The sequence below is a fragment of the Streptomyces sp. NK15101 genome (genome assembly GCF_020400725.1).
Lineage (GTDB): Bacteria > Actinomycetota > Actinomycetes > Streptomycetales > Streptomycetaceae > Streptomyces.
On sequence record NZ_JAINVG010000041.1, the window covers coordinates 41,688 to 57,350 of the forward strand.

The following is a 15,663-nucleotide window of genomic DNA, read 5'->3' on the forward strand; positions in this document are numbered from 1 at the left end:
GGGAGCACACCCATGCACATCGTCAACTTCGCCTACGAATGCGGCGGCTTCGACTCCCGGCTGATGCGCGGGGGCCTCTCGCCGCTGGTGTGGAACCTGTCCCGGGAGTACGCCTCCCTCGGGCACCGGGTGTCGGTCGTCACCCCCGCGCACGGGCACCTCGACCGGCTGCGCGAGTCGTACGCGATCGAGGACCTGGACTTCCGGCTCGACCACACGGTGCCGCTGGTGCTCGATCCGAAGACCTGGCCCGGGCGGCCCGCCGAGACGGCGCTGTCGCTGACGACCCGGGCCCATCTGCTGCGGCTCGACGGCGTGGACGTGTACTTCCTGTCCGACGCCCAGCTGGACCTGCTGCCCGACCGGCTGTACCCCCCGCCGGACTCCGAGGGACGGGACCTGTCGTTCTTCAAGCCGCTGGTCTTCCAGGTGGCCGGACTGCGCTTCCTGCGGGAGCGGCTCGGCGGGGAGGAGCCGGCGATCGTCCACGGCTTCGAGCCGTCCTACCACCACCGCGTCCCGCTGGTGCTGCGCGACGACCCCCGGTGGCGCTGCGTCAGCACGGTGGCGGCCAACGCCCCGATCACCCAGAAGGTCTACCGGCCCCAGCTCGACGCCCTGCTGGGCCTCTTCGACGGGCCCTCCGAACCGGCCGGTGCCGGGGCGGGCGGGGCCGGGGCGGGCGGGGCGGTCCCCCTCGACGCCTGGGACGAGGTGCCGCCGCCGGAGGACTCGCCGGCCGCCGCCATGGTGCGGGCCCTCGCGGCGACGCGCCTGCACACCGAGTACGGCCCCGACCACGTGGGCCTCTTCCCGCAGCTCCTCGCCCACGCCGACCTCGTGGATTTCGTCTCCCCCGGCCAGCGCGACCACTACAGCACCTTCGCCGACACCCCGATGGAGCGGTACGTCGCCTCGCTGCCCGTCTCCGGCCTGCTCCGGGAGCAGGCGGGCAAGCTGTTCGACGGGGGCTGCGGAGTCTCCGGGTCGTGGCTGGAGAGGGACCCGGGGGAGGTCGACCGCGACGCGGTGCTGCGTTCCCTGGGGCTCGATCCGGCCCGGCCGGTCTTCTACCACGCGGCCCGGTACGCCGTGCACCACAAGGGGCAGCTGGAGCTGATCCGGGCCGTGGAGGAGGTCCTGGCCGGCGGCGCGGAGGTCAGCTTCCTCCTGCGGTGCGCGACGGGCGCGGGCGGGGTGGCCGAGGTGTCGCCCGCCAACGCGTACTTCCAGCGGGTGGCGGACGCGTATCCGGACCGGGTGCGGCTGGACTGGCGGCTCGTCGACGAGGACGCGCTCTTCGCGGAGGCCGCCTGCGCCGACTTCTGCGTCTATCCGTCGAAGTTCGAGCTCGACGGATTCCTCATCGCGCAGGCCGAGGCGATGGCCTGCGGCGCCGTGCCCATCGCCACCTCGCAGCGGACCACCGCCCACTTCGGGCACGCGCTCCCCCACGAGGACCCGGCGGCGACGGGCTTCGCGGTCCGCGGCTCGTTCCGCGACGACGACCGCGAACTCGCGTCGCTGCTCGCGGACCGGATCCGTGCCGCGGAGCGGATGTTCCGCGGGGCACCGGAGGAGTACGCGCGCCTGTCCGCCGCGGCCTCCGAGACCGCCCGCGGTTTCACCTGGGGCGAGAGCGCGCGCCGCCGCCTCGCCGTGTTCCGGGAGCTCCTCGACGACGTCCCCCGCCGGCTGCCGGCGGGGGACGCGATCCGGTACGGATGGTTCGATCTGCTCGACGGGGCGGAGTGGGCCGAGCACCGGGAGGCGATCGCCCGGCGCGCCCTCGAACTGGGGGACGCCACCGCCTACGGGCGGTGCGCCGAGCTCGACGGTGCCGCGTACGAGGCCCTGTTCGCCGCCGCGTTCCGACGGGCGGACTTCCCGCGCTGCGCCGAACTGGCGGAGGCGGCGGGCCGCGAGGCGCTGATGGCCCCGGTCCGGCACCGCTGCCGCGTCTCGCCCGCCCGGCCGGACGGGACGCTCCTGGTGGAGTACCGGCACCCGGAGGTGGCGGCGGTCGACGTCGTGGTCGAGGGGGAGGTGACGACGGCCCCCGGCGGCACGGACCCGTCCGGTCCGGAACCCCTCGAATCGGCGGCCGAGGCCGCGCTGTCGGACGAGCCGGTGCCGCCGGCCGGCACGACCCGGACCGCCGCGCTGCGGCGGGACGCCGACGGCGTCTTCCGGGGCCCCGTCCGGGCCGACGGCCTGCGGGCGGGCCTCGTCCTCCGGCTCACGCTCACCGGCGGCCGCGTGACCTGGGACAACGTCCCCCTCCCGGAGGCGCCGCCCTACCGCGTCGTGGCCACGGACCTCGACGGCACGCTGCTCCGCGACGACCTGACGGTCTCGTCGAGGACCCGGCGCGCGCTCGATCTGGTGGCCGCGTCGGGGGCCCGGCACCTCGTGGTGACCGGCCGTCCGGCCGCCGCGTGCCGCCGACTGCTCGACTCCCTCGGTTACACGGGGCTCGCCGTCTGCGGACAGGGCGCGCAGTTGTACGACGCGGGCGCGGACCGGCTGCTGTCCGCGGAGCGGCTCGACACCGGACTCGCCCGCTCGGTCGTCGCCCGCGTCGAGGACCTCGTCGGTCCGCTGGAGCTGGGGGTGGTGACCTCTCCCCCGGAGAGCCGGTTCAAGGTCACACCGGGCTTCGGCGAGCGGGTGCGGCACGGCTGGGACGTCACGGCCGACCGGTCGCTGCTGTGGGAGTCGCCGATCGACAAGCTGGTGCTGCACCACCGTGTCCTCGGGGACGACGAGCTGGCCGAGGCGGCCCGCCGGCTCTGCGGTGCGGAGGTGACCGTCGTGCACTCCGTCCGGGGCATGGTCGAGGTCCTGCCCCGGGGGATCACCAAGGGCACCGGCGTCGCGCGGGCCCTGGAGCTCCTCGGTGCCACGGGCGAGGAGACCGTGGCCTTCGGCGACATGCCCAACGACATGCCCATGCTCGCCCTGGCCGGCCGCGGTGTGGCGGTCGCCAACGCGCACGCGGCGCTGCGGGCCGTCGCGGACGAGATCGCGCCGGGCAACGAGGAGGACGGCGTGGCGGCGGTCCTGGAGCGCCTCTTCGGCACTCCTGTGACGCCCATGGGAGGTGGCGCGTGAGCGACCCGCTCTCCCGTCTCGCCGAGGCCCACGGCGTGGCGACGGGCTACCGCACCGACCGGGGGCGCCAGGTCGACGTCCCCCGGGACACCCTGGTCTCGGTGCTCGCCGCGTGCGGCGTCGACGCCTCGACGCCCGCCGCCGCGGAGGCCGCCCTCGCGGCCCACCGCGCCGAGCGGGACCGGCGGCTCGTTCCGCCGTGCGTCGTGGTGCGGGGGCCCCGTGGTCCCCGCCCGAAGCTGCCGGCCGGAACCAGGGCCGAGGTGCTCTGCGCCGACGGCCGTACGCGGGGGCTCGACGAGCCGCTGCCGGTGGGGTCCCACACCCTGAGCGTGGAGCGGGACGGACGGCAGGACGCGGCGGTGCTGCTGGTCGCGCCGGACCGGTCGGTCGCGGCACCGTACTCCTGGGGCTTCCTCGTCCAGCTCTACTTCCTGCTCTCGCGCCGTTCCTGGGGCATGGGCGACCTCGGTGACCTCGCCGAGCTGGTCTCCTGGGCGGGACGGGACCTGGGGGCGGACTTCGTGCAACTGGGTCCGCTGCACGCGATGGAGCCCGGTCCGCTGCCGGATCCGTCGCCCTACCGCCCGAGCAGCCGGCGCTTCCCCGACCCGATGCACGTGCGGGTCGAGGCCGTCCCCGAGTTCGCGTACCTGGCGGAGGGGTCGCGCACCCGCGTCCGGCAGCTGGCGGACCGGGCCGCGTCCCTCAACTCCGCCGTCCTCGCCGGGGATTCGCTCATCCGCCGCGAGGAGGTGCGCGACCTGAAGCTGGCGGCCCTGCGCGAGGTGTACGAGGTGCCCCGCCCGCCGGGGCGCGAGGCGGCGTTCGCCGCGTTCACGGCGCGGGAGGGCCGCGACCTCACGGACTTCGCCACCTGGTGCGCGCTGGCGGAGGTCCACGGCCCGGCCTGGCGTTCCTGGCCCGCCGCACTGCGCGATCCGCGGTCGGCGGACGTGGCCGCCGCCCGACGGGTCCTGTCCGGCGCCGTCGACTTCCACCGGTGGCTCGCCTGGATCACCGACGAGCAGCTCGCCGGTGCCCAGCGCGCCGCGCGGGAGGCGGGGATGCGCGTCGGGCTCGTGCACGACCTGGCGGTGGGCGTGGCCCCCGAGGGGGCCGACGCCTGGGCGCTCCAGCACTGTCTGGCCGAGGGCATGTCGGTGGGGGCCCCGCCGGACGACTTCAATCCGGCCGGTCAGGACTGGGGCCAGCCGCCGTGGCGTCCGGACGCGCTGGCCGCGGAGGGCTACCGGCCCTTCGCCCGTCTGCTGCGTGCGGGGCTGCGGCATTCCGGCGCCCTGCGCGTCGACCACGTCATGGGGCTCTTCCGCCTCTGGTGGGTGCCCGAGGGGCGGCCCCCGACCGACGGCACCTACGTGCGGTACGACGGCGCGGCGATGCTGGCCGTGCTGGGCGCCGAGGCGGAGGCCGCCGGGGCGTTCGTCATCGGGGAGGACCTGGGCACGGTCGAGCCGGAGGTCCGCGAGGAGCTCGCGGACCGGGGCGTGCTGGGGACGGCCGTGCAGCGCTTCGAGTTCGAGGGCGGTTCCGAGGGCCGGGTGGGCCCTCTGCCGCCGGAGCGGTGGCGTGAGCACTGCCTGGCCACCCTGACCACGCACGACCTGCCCACCACGGCGGCCTGGCTCAGCGGCGAACACGTCGACCTGCGGGCCTCGCTGGGGCTGCTCACCCGGCCGGCCGAGCGGGAGAAGGCCGAGGCCGCCGCCGAACGGGACGGCTGGCTCGACGAGTTGGAACGCCTCGGGCTCCTGCCCGATCCCGCCGGCGAGGTCGCGGCCCTGCACACGTACCTGAGTCTGACGCCGGCCCGGATGATCGGCGTCTGGCTTCCGGACACGACCGGCGACCGGCGGCCGCAGAACCTGCCGGGCACGGCGGGGGTCCACCCCAACTGGTGCCTGCCGATCGCCGACGGACAGGGCCGTCCCGTGTCCCTGGAGGAGCTGTCGGAGGCTCCGCTCGTCCGCCACCTGGCCGAGGTGTACGCACGCCGGCCGCAAGCACACCGAGTGACCAACGAGGAGAGGCATGTCAAGCCGGGTTCTAGTTGACGAGGCACGTCTGTCGGGGGTGTGGGAGGACGCCGACGGCTTCAGCCTGCTGGCGCCGGACGGCACCGGGTACCGGTCGGACCTCGTCCCGGGGGTGCTCTCCCCCGGGAATCCCGCACTCGCCCGCGCCGTGGGCGGACGCCGGGTCGTCGCCTTCACGGGGCCGACCGTCGACCGCCTGTACGGGCGGGCGCTGCGCGACTACCTGGGGGCGAACCTGGCCCCGGGGACGTGGACGCTGCACACGATCCCCACCGGGGAGAAGAACAAGACCCTGGCCATGGCGGAGCGCGTCTGCACGCTGGCCAAGGCGGCGGGGCTCGACCGGCACGGGGTCATGCTGGCCCTCGGCGGCGGGATCGTCTCGGACGTCGTGGGCTTCGCCGCCTCGATGTACTCCCGGGGGATCCGCTACATCCGGGTCAACACCACCCTCGTCGGCCAGGTGGACGTCGGCGTCGGCGTCAAGACGGGGGTCAACGCCCTGCACACGAAGAACATGTTCGGTGCCTACCACCCCGCGCACGCCTCGCTGAGCGATCCCGCGTTCCTCTCCACCCTGCCCGTGCGGGAGATCCGGTGCGGTCTCGCCGAGATCGTGAAGATGGCCGTGATCCTGGACGAGGAGCTGTTCCGCACGCTGGAGCGGTATCCGGACGCGTTCCGGCGGGGCGGAACCCCGACGCCCCCCGAGGTCGAGACGTACGTCCTGCGCACCTCGATGCGGCTGATGATGGAGGAGCTGTGCCCGAACCTGCGGGAGCACCAGCTCGCCCGCCTGGTGGACTTCGGCCACACCTTCAGCCCCGTGATCGAGACGGCCGGCGACCACCGCCTCGAGCACGGCGAGGCCGTCGCCGTCGACATGGCGCTCTCGGCCTGTCTGGCGCTGCGGCTCGGTCTGGTCGAGGAGCGGGAGTGCGACCGGATCATCGGCCTCCTCGCCCGCATCGGGCTGCCCGTCTTCGACGCGGAGACGTGCACGCCGGAACTGATGACGCGGGCGCTGGAGGAGTCCTGGGAACGGCGCGGCCGCCGGCTGCACCTGGTGGTCCCCATCGCCGCGGGCAAGGCGACGTTCGTCGACGACCTCGCCGACGTGCCCGGTGACGTGCTCCGCCTCGCCCTGGACGAACTCGCCCTGAGAGCCGGCGGCGTCGCCGAGGGGACCCGGCCGTGACCGGGGGTACCGGGACCGCGCGGCCCCTCGTGAACCTGCGGGACCTGCTGTCCCCCAAACCCCGCGACCACGGCGGGACGGGGACGATCCTCGCCCACCGGATCTTCGCCCGGGGCGAGGGGGCCGGCGCCGACTTCATCGACCTGGCCGTCCTGCCGCCGGGGACGTCCATCGGACGGCACCGGCACGGTCACGACCGCGAGACGTACGTCGTGCTCAGCGGCAGCGGCGTGATGTACCGGGACGGGGAGGCGTTCCGGGTGGGGACCGGGGACGTCATCCCCAACGAGCCCTTCGGCGAGCACGGCCTGAGCAACGACACGGACACGGAACTGGCGCTTCTCGTCTTCGAGGTGGAGGCCGGCGACAGGAAGGACCCCGATGGCGATCCCGCCCGGTGACCCGGCGGTGACGGAGACCGGCCGGCCCCTGACCGTCATGGACGTCGGGGGGACGACGCTGCGCGTCGGCACCTTCGACGTCCGGGGCGGCGGACGGCTGTCGGACGTGGCCCGGATGCGGGTGGACGGCATGGACCGTCACCCCGGCAGGCCCGTGCCCGTGCTCCAGCGGCAGGTGGTCGACCAGATCGTGCGCGAGGCGGAGCGGCGGGCCGGGGCGCGCCCCGGCCCCGCTCCGGCCGCCCTGGCCGTCGCCTTCGCCGGCCCGGTCGCCCGGGACGGGACCGTCCTGGGCGCCCCGACGGTGTGGGGCGAAGGCGGTGAGCCCCTCCCGCTCCGGGAGATCCTGAGCGCCCGGCTGGCCGTGCCGGTGCTCGTCGTCAACGACCTCACGGCGGCCGCCTGGCGGTACGGGACGGAGAGCGCGGTCCCGTTCTGTCTGCTGACCGTCAGCTCCGGCATCGGGAACAAGGTGTTCCGCGACGGCGACGTGCTCCTCGACGCCGAGGGGTACGGCGGGGAGCTCGGTCACTGGACCTGCGACCGCTCCCCCGACGCCCCGCCGTGCGACTGCGGGGGGCGCGGGCACCTGGGGGCGATCGCCTCGGGGCGGGGCGTCCTCGCCGCGGTGCGCCGGGCGGCGGCGGCCGACCCGGCGGGATACGCCCGGTCGGCACCGGCCCGCGCCGGGGCGGCCGATCCGCTGTTCCTCGGCAATCCGGAGATCGCGGAGGCCGTACGGAACGGGGACCCGTTCACGACGGCCGTGCTGCGCTCCACCCTCGTGCACCTGGCGGCGGCCGTGGGCGCGGTGTTCGCCTCGATCGGAATCCGCCGCTACGTCCTGATGGGAGGCTTCGCCCTCGCGGTCGGCGAGCGCTACCGGGAGCTGCTGGTGGAGGAACTCGTGCGGCAGGGCTGCTTCGGACTGTCGGCCGCCCAGGTGGACGCCATGGTCGTGCTGGGCGAGGACGACGACGACCACGGCCTGATCGGGGTCGGCCGGCTCATGGGCCGCCGGCTCGCGGCACACCGGGAGAAGGTGACCCTCTGATGTCCGTCCGTACGGAGGACTCCGCGTCCGCCGCGGTCGCGCCGCCCGGCACGGCCCGCCGGGCGCTGGTGGTCGGCAGCGGGTTCGTCGGCTCCGAGATCGCCCGCCGGCTCGTCCTCGAGGGCCATGAGGTGACGCTCTGCTCACGAGGACGGCCCGCGCTCGCACCCGAGTCGTACGGGGCGCGGTGGAGGGCGCTTGACGCCACCGACGCGAGGGCCTGCGCCGGGGTCGCGGCGGCGGTCGGACCCCGCACGGTCGTCCTGGTGCACGGGCCGTCCGACGTCACCTGGTGCGAGGCTCATCCCGAGGAGGCGGCCGCGGCGCACAGGGCCGCGACCGCCCACTTCGCCGCGCTGCCGGGTCTGGACCGCGTCCTGATGATCTCGACGGACAACGTGTTCGACGGCGGGCGGGCCGAGAACGTCGAGTCCACCCCCGTCGCCCCCGCCAACGCCTACGGGGCGGCGAAGCGCGCCGCCGAGGAGCTCCTGCTGTCCCGGGCGCTCTCTCCGGCGACGGCCCTGCGCGTCAGCCTCGTCTACGGCCACGAGCCCGCGGACGGCGGGAAGTGGCTGAACTTCTTCTCGTCCTGCGCTCACCGCCTGGCCCGTGGCGAGACGGTGGAGGCGCCGGACGACCAGTGGACCACGCCGGTCCTCGTGGACGATGTCGCCCTGGTGGTCGCCCGTCTCCTCGCGCACGAGGGCGATCTTCCTCCCGTGCTGCACCTGGGAGGTCCGGAGCGCGTCTCCCGGGCGGCGTGGGCCCGCGAGATCGCACGCGTCCTGGACGTACCCGCGGACCTGGTGAAGCCGGTCCCCCGGGCCGCCGGCCGCTATGCCTCCCGGCCGCGGAACACCTGTCTCTCCAGCACGCTGCTGTCGGCCGTGCCCGGGATGAACGCCGTTCCCCTGCGGGGGGTGGCGGCGGCCGCCGAGAGCCTGGCACCGCTGTTCCTCCGCCGCTGAGCCACGGCGGAGACGTCGCCTCCGCGCCCCCGGCCGGCCCGGCGGCGGCGCGGAGCAGCGGCCTTCAGCGGGTTCCTCCGTCCAGGAAGGCCGTCAGCCGGTCGTCGAGTTCCTTCGGCGCGGTGAGCGGCAGGGAGTGGTGGGTGGCTCCGCGGAGCAGGGCCACCTCGGCGTGCGGGAGCGCCCGGCGGACCCGGTCGGCGACCTCGGCGGCGTGGTGGGTGCGGCTGTCCTCCGCGAGCAGGACCAGGACCGGCATGTCGAGGTCGGCGGTACGGGGGCGGGTGCCGGTGACGGGCTTGCGGCCGGGAGCGGTGGCGGCGAGCGCGTAGAGCCGCTGCCAGGTCTCGTCCGGGCGGGTGCCCGCCGTCTCCCAGGCCAGGAAGGCGCGTGCGCGGGCCTCGCTCGGGCGTATCAGGACGGGCAGCGCGCGCAGCAGGTAGCCGGGCCTGAAGCCGGCGAAGACCCGGGTGGGGTCGACGAGGGCGAGGCGGTCCACCCGTGACGGTGCGTGCGAGGCGTACCGGGCGGCCAGCCAGGCGCCGTACGAATGGCCGCACAGGTGCGTGCGGGTGAGCCCGAGGCCGTCCAGGAGGGCGTCCAGCCAGGCCGTCAGGTCGTCGGCGTTCCTCAGCGGCCTGCCCTGGCGCCGGGTGCGGCCGGCGTCGCCCATCAGGTCCACCGCGTGGATCCGGTACCGCTCCCCCAGGGCCGGTGCGTTGGCGAACCAGACGAGGCCGGTCGCGGAGCCGCCGGGCAGCAGGACCAGGGGGCTGCCGTCCGGCGGACCGTAGGCATGGACGCGGGTGGGTCCGTACGGGGTGGCGACGTCGCGTTCCTCGGTGGACTCGGGCCAGCGGGCCCGGAGCTCGTCGTACGCACGGTCGAACTCGGACGGGGACACGGCGATTCCTCTCGCTGGGCGATAATCTCGCTCAGCGAGATATTAGCCGCGGGGCCGAGGAGCGTGCGTGGACGATCAGAGTCCGGTGATGGGGCTGGTGCACCTGCTGCGGGCGGTCACCGTGGAGTTCGACCTGCTCGGCGCCGAGTTCGCGGCGCGCCACGGGCTGCATCCCACCGATGTGCGCGCGCTGATCCACCTGCTCGACGCGGAACGCGCCGGCGTACGGGCCACGCCCGGCCGGCTCGGCGAGCAGCTGCGGCTGAACTCCGCAGGGACCACCTCCCTGGTGGACCGGCTGGAGCGGCTCGGGCTGGTCTCGCGCAGCAGGGACACGGAGGACCGGCGACGCGTGCTGCTGCGGGTGGAGGAGAGGGCCAGGGAACTCGGGTGGGCGTTCTTCGGGCCGGTGATCGGCGAAGTGGTGGGGGTCGCGGAGGATTTCGAGGCGGGCGAGCTGGAGACGGTGCGCCGTTTCCTGGCCGCCGTGCTGGAGTCCACCGGGCGGGCGCGCCCGGCCTGACGGGACTTCGGCCGGTGAGGGCTCCCGGTTCCGGCGCCGGTCACCCGGCCCGGCGCGGGGCGGACAGCCGGACGTGGGTCGCGTCCGCCCCGGGCACCCGCGGGGAGCCCTACGCGGCGGGGGCCAGTTCGGCGCGGCCGAACAACAGCGCGTAGCCGGTGGGGAGCTGGTGGAGGATGCGGGTCAGGAGGTCGGGGCCGGCGTAGGCCGCGACGGCCGAGAAGACCGATCCGGTGTCCCAGCGGGTGGTGGCCAGGGAGGCGCCGGTGCGGGCGGCGAGGTCCTTGACGAACGCCCAGCCCCCCAGCGGCCGGGGGTCGGGGATCTGGGCGGTGAGGATGCACGCGGCTTCGAACGGCAGGCAGGCGGCCAGTTCGACGCGTTCGTCACCGGTCAGCTGGCGCCCCAGTCCCGCGAGGACGAGGCGGACGGCCTCCTCGGCCCTCTCGCGGTCGGGGTAGGCGCCGTCGTAGCGGACCTTTTCCAGCATCTGCTCGTACGCCCTTCCGTAGGGCTGCCGGACCGGTGCGCTCTGGTCGGACATCACTGCGGTGGTTGCCTTTCTGTCACCAGGGTCGTGGTGGCCGGTGCGCGGCCACCGGATGTGGGGTGGTCAGGTGAGCCGGGGACGGCCGAAGAGGAGGTCGTAGCCCGCGGGCAGCTGGAGGAGGACCTCCTTGAGGAGGTCGTCGCCGGCGGCGTCGGCGGCCGTGGAGAGCACGGCGCTGACGTCCCAGGCCGCGGTCCGTTCCGTCGCGCCCTCGATCCAGGCCGCCGTCGCCCGTACGAACCGCTCGGGCGAGAGCGGCTCGGCGCTCTGCAGCGGGTTGAGCAGGATCAGGGCGAAGCCCTCCGGCAGGCGTGCGGCCAACCGCGCGCGCACCTCGCCCACCAGGTGTGCGCCCAGCAGGGCGAGCACCACGCGGGCCGCCCGTTCGGCCTCCTGCACGGTGTCGTACCTACCGCGTTCCTTCACCTGATCGAGAAACGTTTCCCGTCGCACGGTCACGTCGGCCGCCGCCTTTCCTCGTTCCAGGGGCGCGGAGGACGGGAAGGGGGAGATCGAATGCCCGTCCTCCGCCGCTGTTCGGCCCTTGCGCGTCCGGCTCAGCCGGAGATCTCCTTGCGGCCGCCGCCGACGCCGATGGCGATCTTGCGGGGCTTGGCCCGCTCGGCGATCGGGATGCGCAGGGTGAGCACGCCCGCGTCGTAGTCGGCCTGGATCCGCTCGGTGTCCAGCGTGTCGGCCAGCACGATCTGGCGCGAGAAGACTCCCAGCGGTCGCTCCGAGAGTTCCATCTGCACGTCGTCGGCCTTCGTGACGGGGCGGCGCTCGGCCTTGACGGTCAGCATGTTCCGTTCGACGTCGATGTCGATCGCGTCCGAGTCGACGCCGGGGATGTCGAAGGCCACCACGTACTCGTCGCCCTCGCGGTAGGCGTCCATGGGCATGGGGGACGGTCGCGTCCAGGTCCCCGGTCCCATCATCTGCTGGGCCAGCCGGTCGAGCTCGCGGAAGGGGTCAGTGCGCATCAACACCGGAAAACACCTCCAGAGGTTCGGGCAGTTGCTGCCAATGCGCCTCACTGAAACCGTTGTAACATGTCATCCAATGGATGACAAGCGAGGACGTCATCCAAAGGATGACCACCGAGGGAGATGCCCATGACCCCGGCCGACCGACCGGAACCGTCCGGTGCCGACGCACAGAGCCCGGCGTCGTTCCTCGCCGCCGCGGCAGCCCTCCGAGCCATAGACGAGGCCCTGCGGGCCGCTCGGCACTCGGCGCCCGGCGCCGGTGAGGCTCCCGCCGTCGGCACGGACCAGGCCCTGGCCTCGCTTCTGCTGCTGCGGCAGGTGCGCGAGGAACTCGCCGGATGGGAGACCGGCTTGATCGAGACCGCCCGCCACGCGGGCGCCAGCTGGGCCGACCTCGCCCACCCCCTCGGCGTCGCCAGCCGCCAGGCCGCCGAACGCCGCTACCTGCGCAACCGGCCCGGCCCCGTCGGCACGACCGGCGAACAACGCGTCCAGGCCACCCGCGAGCGCCGCGCGGCCGAACGCACCACCGCCGGCTGGGCCCGCCGCAACGCGGCGGACCTCCGCAGCATCGCCGGCCGGATCATCGCCCTGACCGACCTGCCGACGGCGGCCGACCTGCCGCTGAGCCGGCTCCACGCGGCCCTTGCCCACAACGACCCGGCGGAGCTCGTCGACCCCCTCACCGCCACCCGCCCGCACCTCACCACGCACCCCGAACTCGCCGCGCGGCTCGACGACCTGACGCCTCCTTGACCCGTCGGCGGCCCGCGGCGCGCGCGGGCCTCGGCGAGGACCGGGAGGCGCTCGGACGCGGACGGTCTCCACAGAATCACGACAGGGTCATCGCATCCGCCTCACGAAGGCGAGGAGTAAGGAAGGACGGAGGGGTCAGGAGCACAGCACACCCGCTTCCGAGGCACGAAGCCGGAGGATCTCATGTCCCAGTCGCTCCCCGCGTTGAAGACCTTGACGCGGAGCATGCCCATGGAACTGCTCACCCCGGACGCGGCGGTCCGGATCGACACCACCCTCGACTACACCTCCCGCAGCCCCCACGCGCTGAGCGTCACCTTCCACCTCATGGATCCCGACCCCGTCGTCTGGCACCTGGACCGGGAGATGGTCCTCGCCGGCTCGCTCACGCCGACCGGTGACGGAGAGGTCCACCTGCGGCCCGCCGACGGCGGCAGGCTCCTGCTCCGGCTCGGTCCCGCCGGGCACCGTGCCGACGTCCTGGTCGACGCCGACCGGCTGACCGCGGTGGTGCGGGAGACGTTCGCCCTGGTCCCCCAGGGCACGGAGGAGCGCCACATCGACTGGCGCCCCCTGCTCGCCTCGCTCGGACGCTGACGGCGGGGGCCGGCCCGGCCCGGCCGGCAGGACATCCGCCAGGCCGTCCGGAACGCCAGGCCATCCAGAAGAAGACGGCCGTCATCCGCTTGTCCCGCAAGGTGGTGCCCGTGTAACCGGTCGCGGTGTGGATGAGGTTGGCCGAGTACAGCAGCAGGCGGTTGCAGCGGGGCGGGACGCGCAGATCCTCGGTGAAGGAGTCCTCCGGCACGAAGCGCGCGCCCAGCGCGTCGACCAGGTTGTCGTGCGGGGCGAGCACCTGGTTGCCGCCGAGCACACCGCCGGGCAGGTTCTGGCGGTGGAAGCTGGTGCCGCGGTCCTCGGGCAGGTCGGGGCTGAGGTACAGCACCGCCGCGTAGCGGCACAGGCTCCGGGAATCGGTGTGCGGGCGCGGTTCGCACTCGTCCTCGCCGACGACCTGGACGCAGTTGTGGTTGAAGGTGCCGCCGCCGGCGGGATCCACCGTCCAGAGCCTCCGCACCCCGACGGCCCTGCGCACCAACTTCTCCACGTGCGCGAGTTCCGCCGGTTCGAGTCCGGGCATCGTGCGCAGGCCCGGCCACGGCTCGGGCCTGTGGGGGTGGCTCTCCACCCAGTCGTCCCGTTCCAGCACACGGGCCCGTACGGCGTCGGGGTCGGGCAGGACATCGTCCAGGATCCAGTAGTCCCGGTCGCGCGTGGGCCTGCGGTACGGCAGGACCCGAAGGGTGCCGGGGCGTGGGGGGTATGACGGCATGACGGGAACGCTGGTGCGGGGGACGACGTCGGCCGCCAAAGCGCCGCCAAGACTGCGGCAAGACATCGTCACGCAGGCAATCCGGAGGAAAAGACCGACCGGCGACGAACTGCTGGTCCACGGCTGGGACCTGGCCCGGCGAGCGGTCAGGCGTACGGGGTGAGCGAGGAGGAACTGAGGGTCTCCGAGGCTCTGCCGACCCCGGCCGACGGCTCCTCCGGCGAGGGCTTCTTCGGCCCCGTCGTCGCGGTGCCGGACACAGCGCCCCTGCTGGACCGCGTGATCGGCCTCAGCGGCCGCCGGCCCGACTGGCGCACGGCCGGCCGACCCCTCGTCAATGCTCCTCACCGGAGTCACGGTGGACTTCGTGGAAGGTTCTACGCGTGTCAGAGTCAGCGCCCTCCTATCGGAAGACACCATTCGGAGTCCGCCCGGCTGGAGGTAGGCCACAACCGTCGGGTAGGGGGGCGAAATACGGCCCTGACCAGGAGAGAATCCCGGACGCACCGTCCAGAGAAGCAAGAGGGAAAATCCGTGCGACCAAGAATCTTCGGCATGACCGTCTCCGTGGCCGCATTCGGACTGCTGGGCTCGCTCGTCACCGCCTGCGGCTCCTCCGAGAGCGCCGGGACGACGCTGCGCCTGGTGGCCCCCGAGTACGGGGACAGCCCGGCGAACAGCTCCAAGGCGTACTGGGAGAAGCTGACCGCCGCCTTCACCGCCGCCCACCCCGGCAAGAAGGTCGAGGTGACGCTCTACCCCTGGGCCGACGTCGACCGCGAGGTCATCCGCATGGTCCAGGAGGACAACGCGCCGGACGTCGCCCTGATGGGCGCGTACTCCGACTTCGCCGCGCAGGGCCGCCTCTACCCCGCCGACGAACTGCTGTCGATCAGGGCGGAGGCGAACTTCCTGCGGCCGCTCGCGGCGGCGGGCTCGGTCGACAACACCCTGTACGGCCTGCCCTTCGTGGCCAGCAGCCGACTGCTCTTCTACAACGAGGCCCTGTTCGACAAGGCGGGGGCGAAGCCGCCGAAGACCTGGTCGGACCTGAAGGACGCGGCCGAGGCCCTGAAGAAGGAGGGCGTGCTCTATCCGTACGCCCTGCCGCTCGGCCCCGAGGAGGCGCACGCCGAAGCCCTGATATGGGAGCTGAGCAACGGCGGCGGGTACACCGACCTCAACGGCGAGTACAACATCGCCTCCGAGCAGAACACGCAGACGTTCCGCTGGATCAAGGACAACCTGGTCCTGCCCGGCCTGACGGGCCCGGTCCCGCCGGCCAAGCTCAACCGGCAGGACGCCTTCGACGCCTTCCTCCGCGGCGACGTCGGCATGGTCAACGGCTACCCGTCGCTCCTCCACGAGGCGAAGGCGAGGGGGATGAAGGTCGGCACCCTGAGCATGCCGGTGTCGGACACGCTGGGCGACGGGAAGACCCCGCCGGCGGCGGGCGTCGCCGACTGGATGATGGGCTTCAGGCGGGACGGCAATCGCGAACTGGTGGGCTCCTTCCTGGAGTTCGTCTACCAGGACAAGAACCTCAGCGAGTTCGCGGGGCGCTACCACCTGTTGCCGGCGACGGTGACCGCCTCCGAGGCGTCCGAGGGCTCGGCCGATCCCGGCACCGAGCAGTTCCTGACCGCACTGCGCAGCGCCCAGCTCTACCCGGTCGACGAACCGTCCTGGCTGCAGGTCAGCGACACCATCAAGCGGAACATCGGCAAGGCCGTCGCGCCGTCCACCGACCCGAAGACCGTGCTCGAGGACATCGCCCAGCGGGCCCGGGACGCGGCGCGGCAGGAGTAGCGCG

The 15,663-nt window shown here is 73.9% G+C and carries 14 protein-coding genes and 1 pseudogene; 10 read left to right on the forward strand and 5 right to left on the reverse strand.

What is annotated here, in order from left to right; translation table 11 throughout:
- Window positions 1-12: 12 nt before the first annotated feature.
- From K7G60_RS39200 to K7G60_RS22160, 6 genes are read left to right on the forward strand one after another with little or no spacing between them, the layout of a single operon-like run.
- The gene (locus K7G60_RS39200; protein WP_308081837.1) at window positions 13-3,114 is read left to right on the forward strand and encodes an HAD hydrolase family protein; all 3,102 of its coding nucleotides are present in this window, start codon (window positions 13-15) and stop codon (window positions 3,112-3,114) included.
- Window positions 3,111-5,189: a 4-alpha-glucanotransferase gene (gene malQ / locus K7G60_RS22140; protein ID WP_225802677.1), complete on the forward strand. Its 2,079-nt coding sequence runs from the start codon at window positions 3,111-3,113 to the stop codon at window positions 5,187-5,189. The genes K7G60_RS39200 and malQ overlap by 4 nt, the downstream gene beginning before the upstream one ends.
- Window positions 5,167-6,369: a sedoheptulose 7-phosphate cyclase gene (locus K7G60_RS22145; protein WP_225802678.1), complete on the forward strand. Its 1,203-nt coding sequence runs from the start codon at window positions 5,167-5,169 to the stop codon at window positions 6,367-6,369. The genes malQ and K7G60_RS22145 overlap by 23 nt, the downstream gene beginning before the upstream one ends.
- Window positions 6,366-6,770, forward strand: coding sequence for a cupin domain-containing protein (locus tag K7G60_RS22150; RefSeq protein WP_225802679.1), 405 nt, complete (start codon window positions 6,366-6,368; stop codon window positions 6,768-6,770). Before K7G60_RS22145 ends, K7G60_RS22150 begins: the two co-directional genes overlap by 4 nt.
- On the forward strand, window positions 6,751-7,824 hold the full coding sequence (locus K7G60_RS22155) for an ROK family protein (RefSeq protein ID WP_225802680.1): 1,074 nt from the start codon (window positions 6,751-6,753) through the stop codon (window positions 7,822-7,824). The genes K7G60_RS22150 and K7G60_RS22155 overlap by 20 nt, the downstream gene beginning before the upstream one ends.
- Window positions 7,824-8,795, forward strand: a complete 972-nt coding sequence (locus tag K7G60_RS22160) for a sugar nucleotide-binding protein (RefSeq protein ID WP_225802681.1) — start codon at window positions 7,824-7,826, stop codon at window positions 8,793-8,795. Before K7G60_RS22155 ends, K7G60_RS22160 begins: the two co-directional genes overlap by 1 nt.
- A 64-nt stretch (window positions 8,796-8,859) precedes the next feature.
- Here K7G60_RS22160 and K7G60_RS22165 read toward each other — a convergent pair whose 3' ends face one another.
- Window positions 8,860-9,699 carry an alpha/beta fold hydrolase gene (locus tag K7G60_RS22165; RefSeq protein ID WP_374115660.1) on the reverse strand — a complete coding sequence of 280 codons (840 nt, stop codon included), beginning with the start codon at window positions 9,697-9,699 and terminating at the stop codon, window positions 8,860-8,862.
- Window positions 9,700-9,787: 88 nt separating this feature from the next.
- On the opposite strand from K7G60_RS22165, the gene K7G60_RS22170 reads away from it, so the two are divergent.
- On the forward strand, window positions 9,788-10,222 hold the full coding sequence (locus K7G60_RS22170; RefSeq protein WP_225802712.1) for a MarR family winged helix-turn-helix transcriptional regulator: 435 nt from the start codon (window positions 9,788-9,790) through the stop codon (window positions 10,220-10,222).
- A 109-nt stretch (window positions 10,223-10,331) separates the two neighbouring features.
- On the opposite strand, the gene K7G60_RS22175 is transcribed toward K7G60_RS22170, so the two are convergent.
- The 3 genes from K7G60_RS22175 to K7G60_RS22185 all read right to left on the reverse strand — a co-directional run bounded on the left by K7G60_RS22175 (window position 10,332) and on the right by K7G60_RS22185 (window position 11,761).
- Window positions 10,332-10,766 carry a DUF2267 domain-containing protein gene (locus tag K7G60_RS22175; RefSeq protein ID WP_263986171.1) on the reverse strand — a complete coding sequence of 145 codons (435 nt, stop codon included), beginning with the start codon at window positions 10,764-10,766 and terminating at the stop codon, window positions 10,332-10,334.
- Window positions 10,767-10,835: 69 nt separating this feature from the next.
- Window positions 10,836-11,231 carry a DUF2267 domain-containing protein gene (locus K7G60_RS22180; protein ID WP_225802683.1) on the reverse strand — a complete coding sequence of 132 codons (396 nt, stop codon included), beginning with the start codon at window positions 11,229-11,231 and terminating at the stop codon, window positions 10,836-10,838.
- Window positions 11,232-11,329: 98 nt separating this feature from the next.
- Complete coding sequence (locus K7G60_RS22185) at window positions 11,330-11,761, reverse strand: Hsp20/alpha crystallin family protein (protein ID WP_225802684.1); 432 nt, start codon at window positions 11,759-11,761, stop codon at window positions 11,330-11,332.
- A gap of 126 nt (window positions 11,762-11,887) precedes the next feature.
- Here K7G60_RS22185 and K7G60_RS22190 point away from each other — a divergent pair, with 126 nt between their 5' ends.
- Together K7G60_RS22190 and K7G60_RS22195 are read left to right on the forward strand one after the other, a co-directional pair.
- Entirely contained in the window at window positions 11,888-12,517 is a 630-nt protein-coding gene (locus K7G60_RS22190; protein WP_225802685.1) for a type III effector protein, read from the forward strand.
- Window positions 12,518-12,748: 231 nt separating this feature from the next.
- Window positions 12,749-13,114, forward strand: a complete 366-nt coding sequence (locus K7G60_RS22195; protein ID WP_225802686.1) for an SsgA family sporulation/cell division regulator — start codon at window positions 12,749-12,751, stop codon at window positions 13,112-13,114.
- 58 nt (window positions 13,115-13,172) lie between these two features.
- Here the strand turns inward: K7G60_RS22195 and K7G60_RS22200 are convergent.
- Window positions 13,173-13,850 (reverse strand): annotated as a pseudogene (locus K7G60_RS22200) (DUF6445 family protein); the annotation flags it as partial.
- 555 nt (window positions 13,851-14,405) lie between these two features.
- Here K7G60_RS22200 and K7G60_RS22205 point away from each other — a divergent pair.
- Complete coding sequence (locus K7G60_RS22205; RefSeq protein ID WP_225802687.1) at window positions 14,406-15,659, forward strand: extracellular solute-binding protein; 1,254 nt, start codon at window positions 14,406-14,408, stop codon at window positions 15,657-15,659.
- The last annotated feature ends 4 nt before the right edge of the window (window positions 15,660-15,663 follow it).

Excerpts from the sequence above, each read along its gene's own strand:
- K7G60_RS39200 (WP_308081837.1), top strand. The coding sequence starts at position 13 with ATGCACATCGTCAACTTCGCCTACGAATGCGGCGGCTTCGACTCCCGG.
- K7G60_RS22145 (WP_225802678.1), top strand. The coding sequence starts at position 5,167 with ATGTCAAGCCGGGTTCTAGTTGACGAGGCACGTCTGTCGGGGGTGTGG.
- K7G60_RS22155 (WP_225802680.1), top strand. The coding sequence starts at position 6,751 with ATGGCGATCCCGCCCGGTGACCCGGCGGTGACGGAGACCGGCCGGCCC.
- K7G60_RS22160 (WP_225802681.1), top strand. The coding sequence starts at position 7,824 with ATGTCCGTCCGTACGGAGGACTCCGCGTCCGCCGCGGTCGCGCCGCCC.
- K7G60_RS22170 (WP_225802712.1), top strand. The coding sequence starts at position 9,788 with ATGGGGCTGGTGCACCTGCTGCGGGCGGTCACCGTGGAGTTCGACCTG.
- K7G60_RS22175 (WP_263986171.1), bottom strand. The coding sequence starts at position 10,766 with ATGTCCGACCAGAGCGCACCGGTCCGGCAGCCCTACGGAAGGGCGTAC.
- K7G60_RS22190 (WP_225802685.1), top strand. The coding sequence starts at position 11,888 with ATGACCCCGGCCGACCGACCGGAACCGTCCGGTGCCGACGCACAGAGC.
- K7G60_RS22195 (WP_225802686.1), top strand. The coding sequence starts at position 12,749 with ATGGAACTGCTCACCCCGGACGCGGCGGTCCGGATCGACACCACCCTC.
- K7G60_RS22205 (WP_225802687.1), top strand. The coding sequence starts at position 14,406 with ATGACCGTCTCCGTGGCCGCATTCGGACTGCTGGGCTCGCTCGTCACC.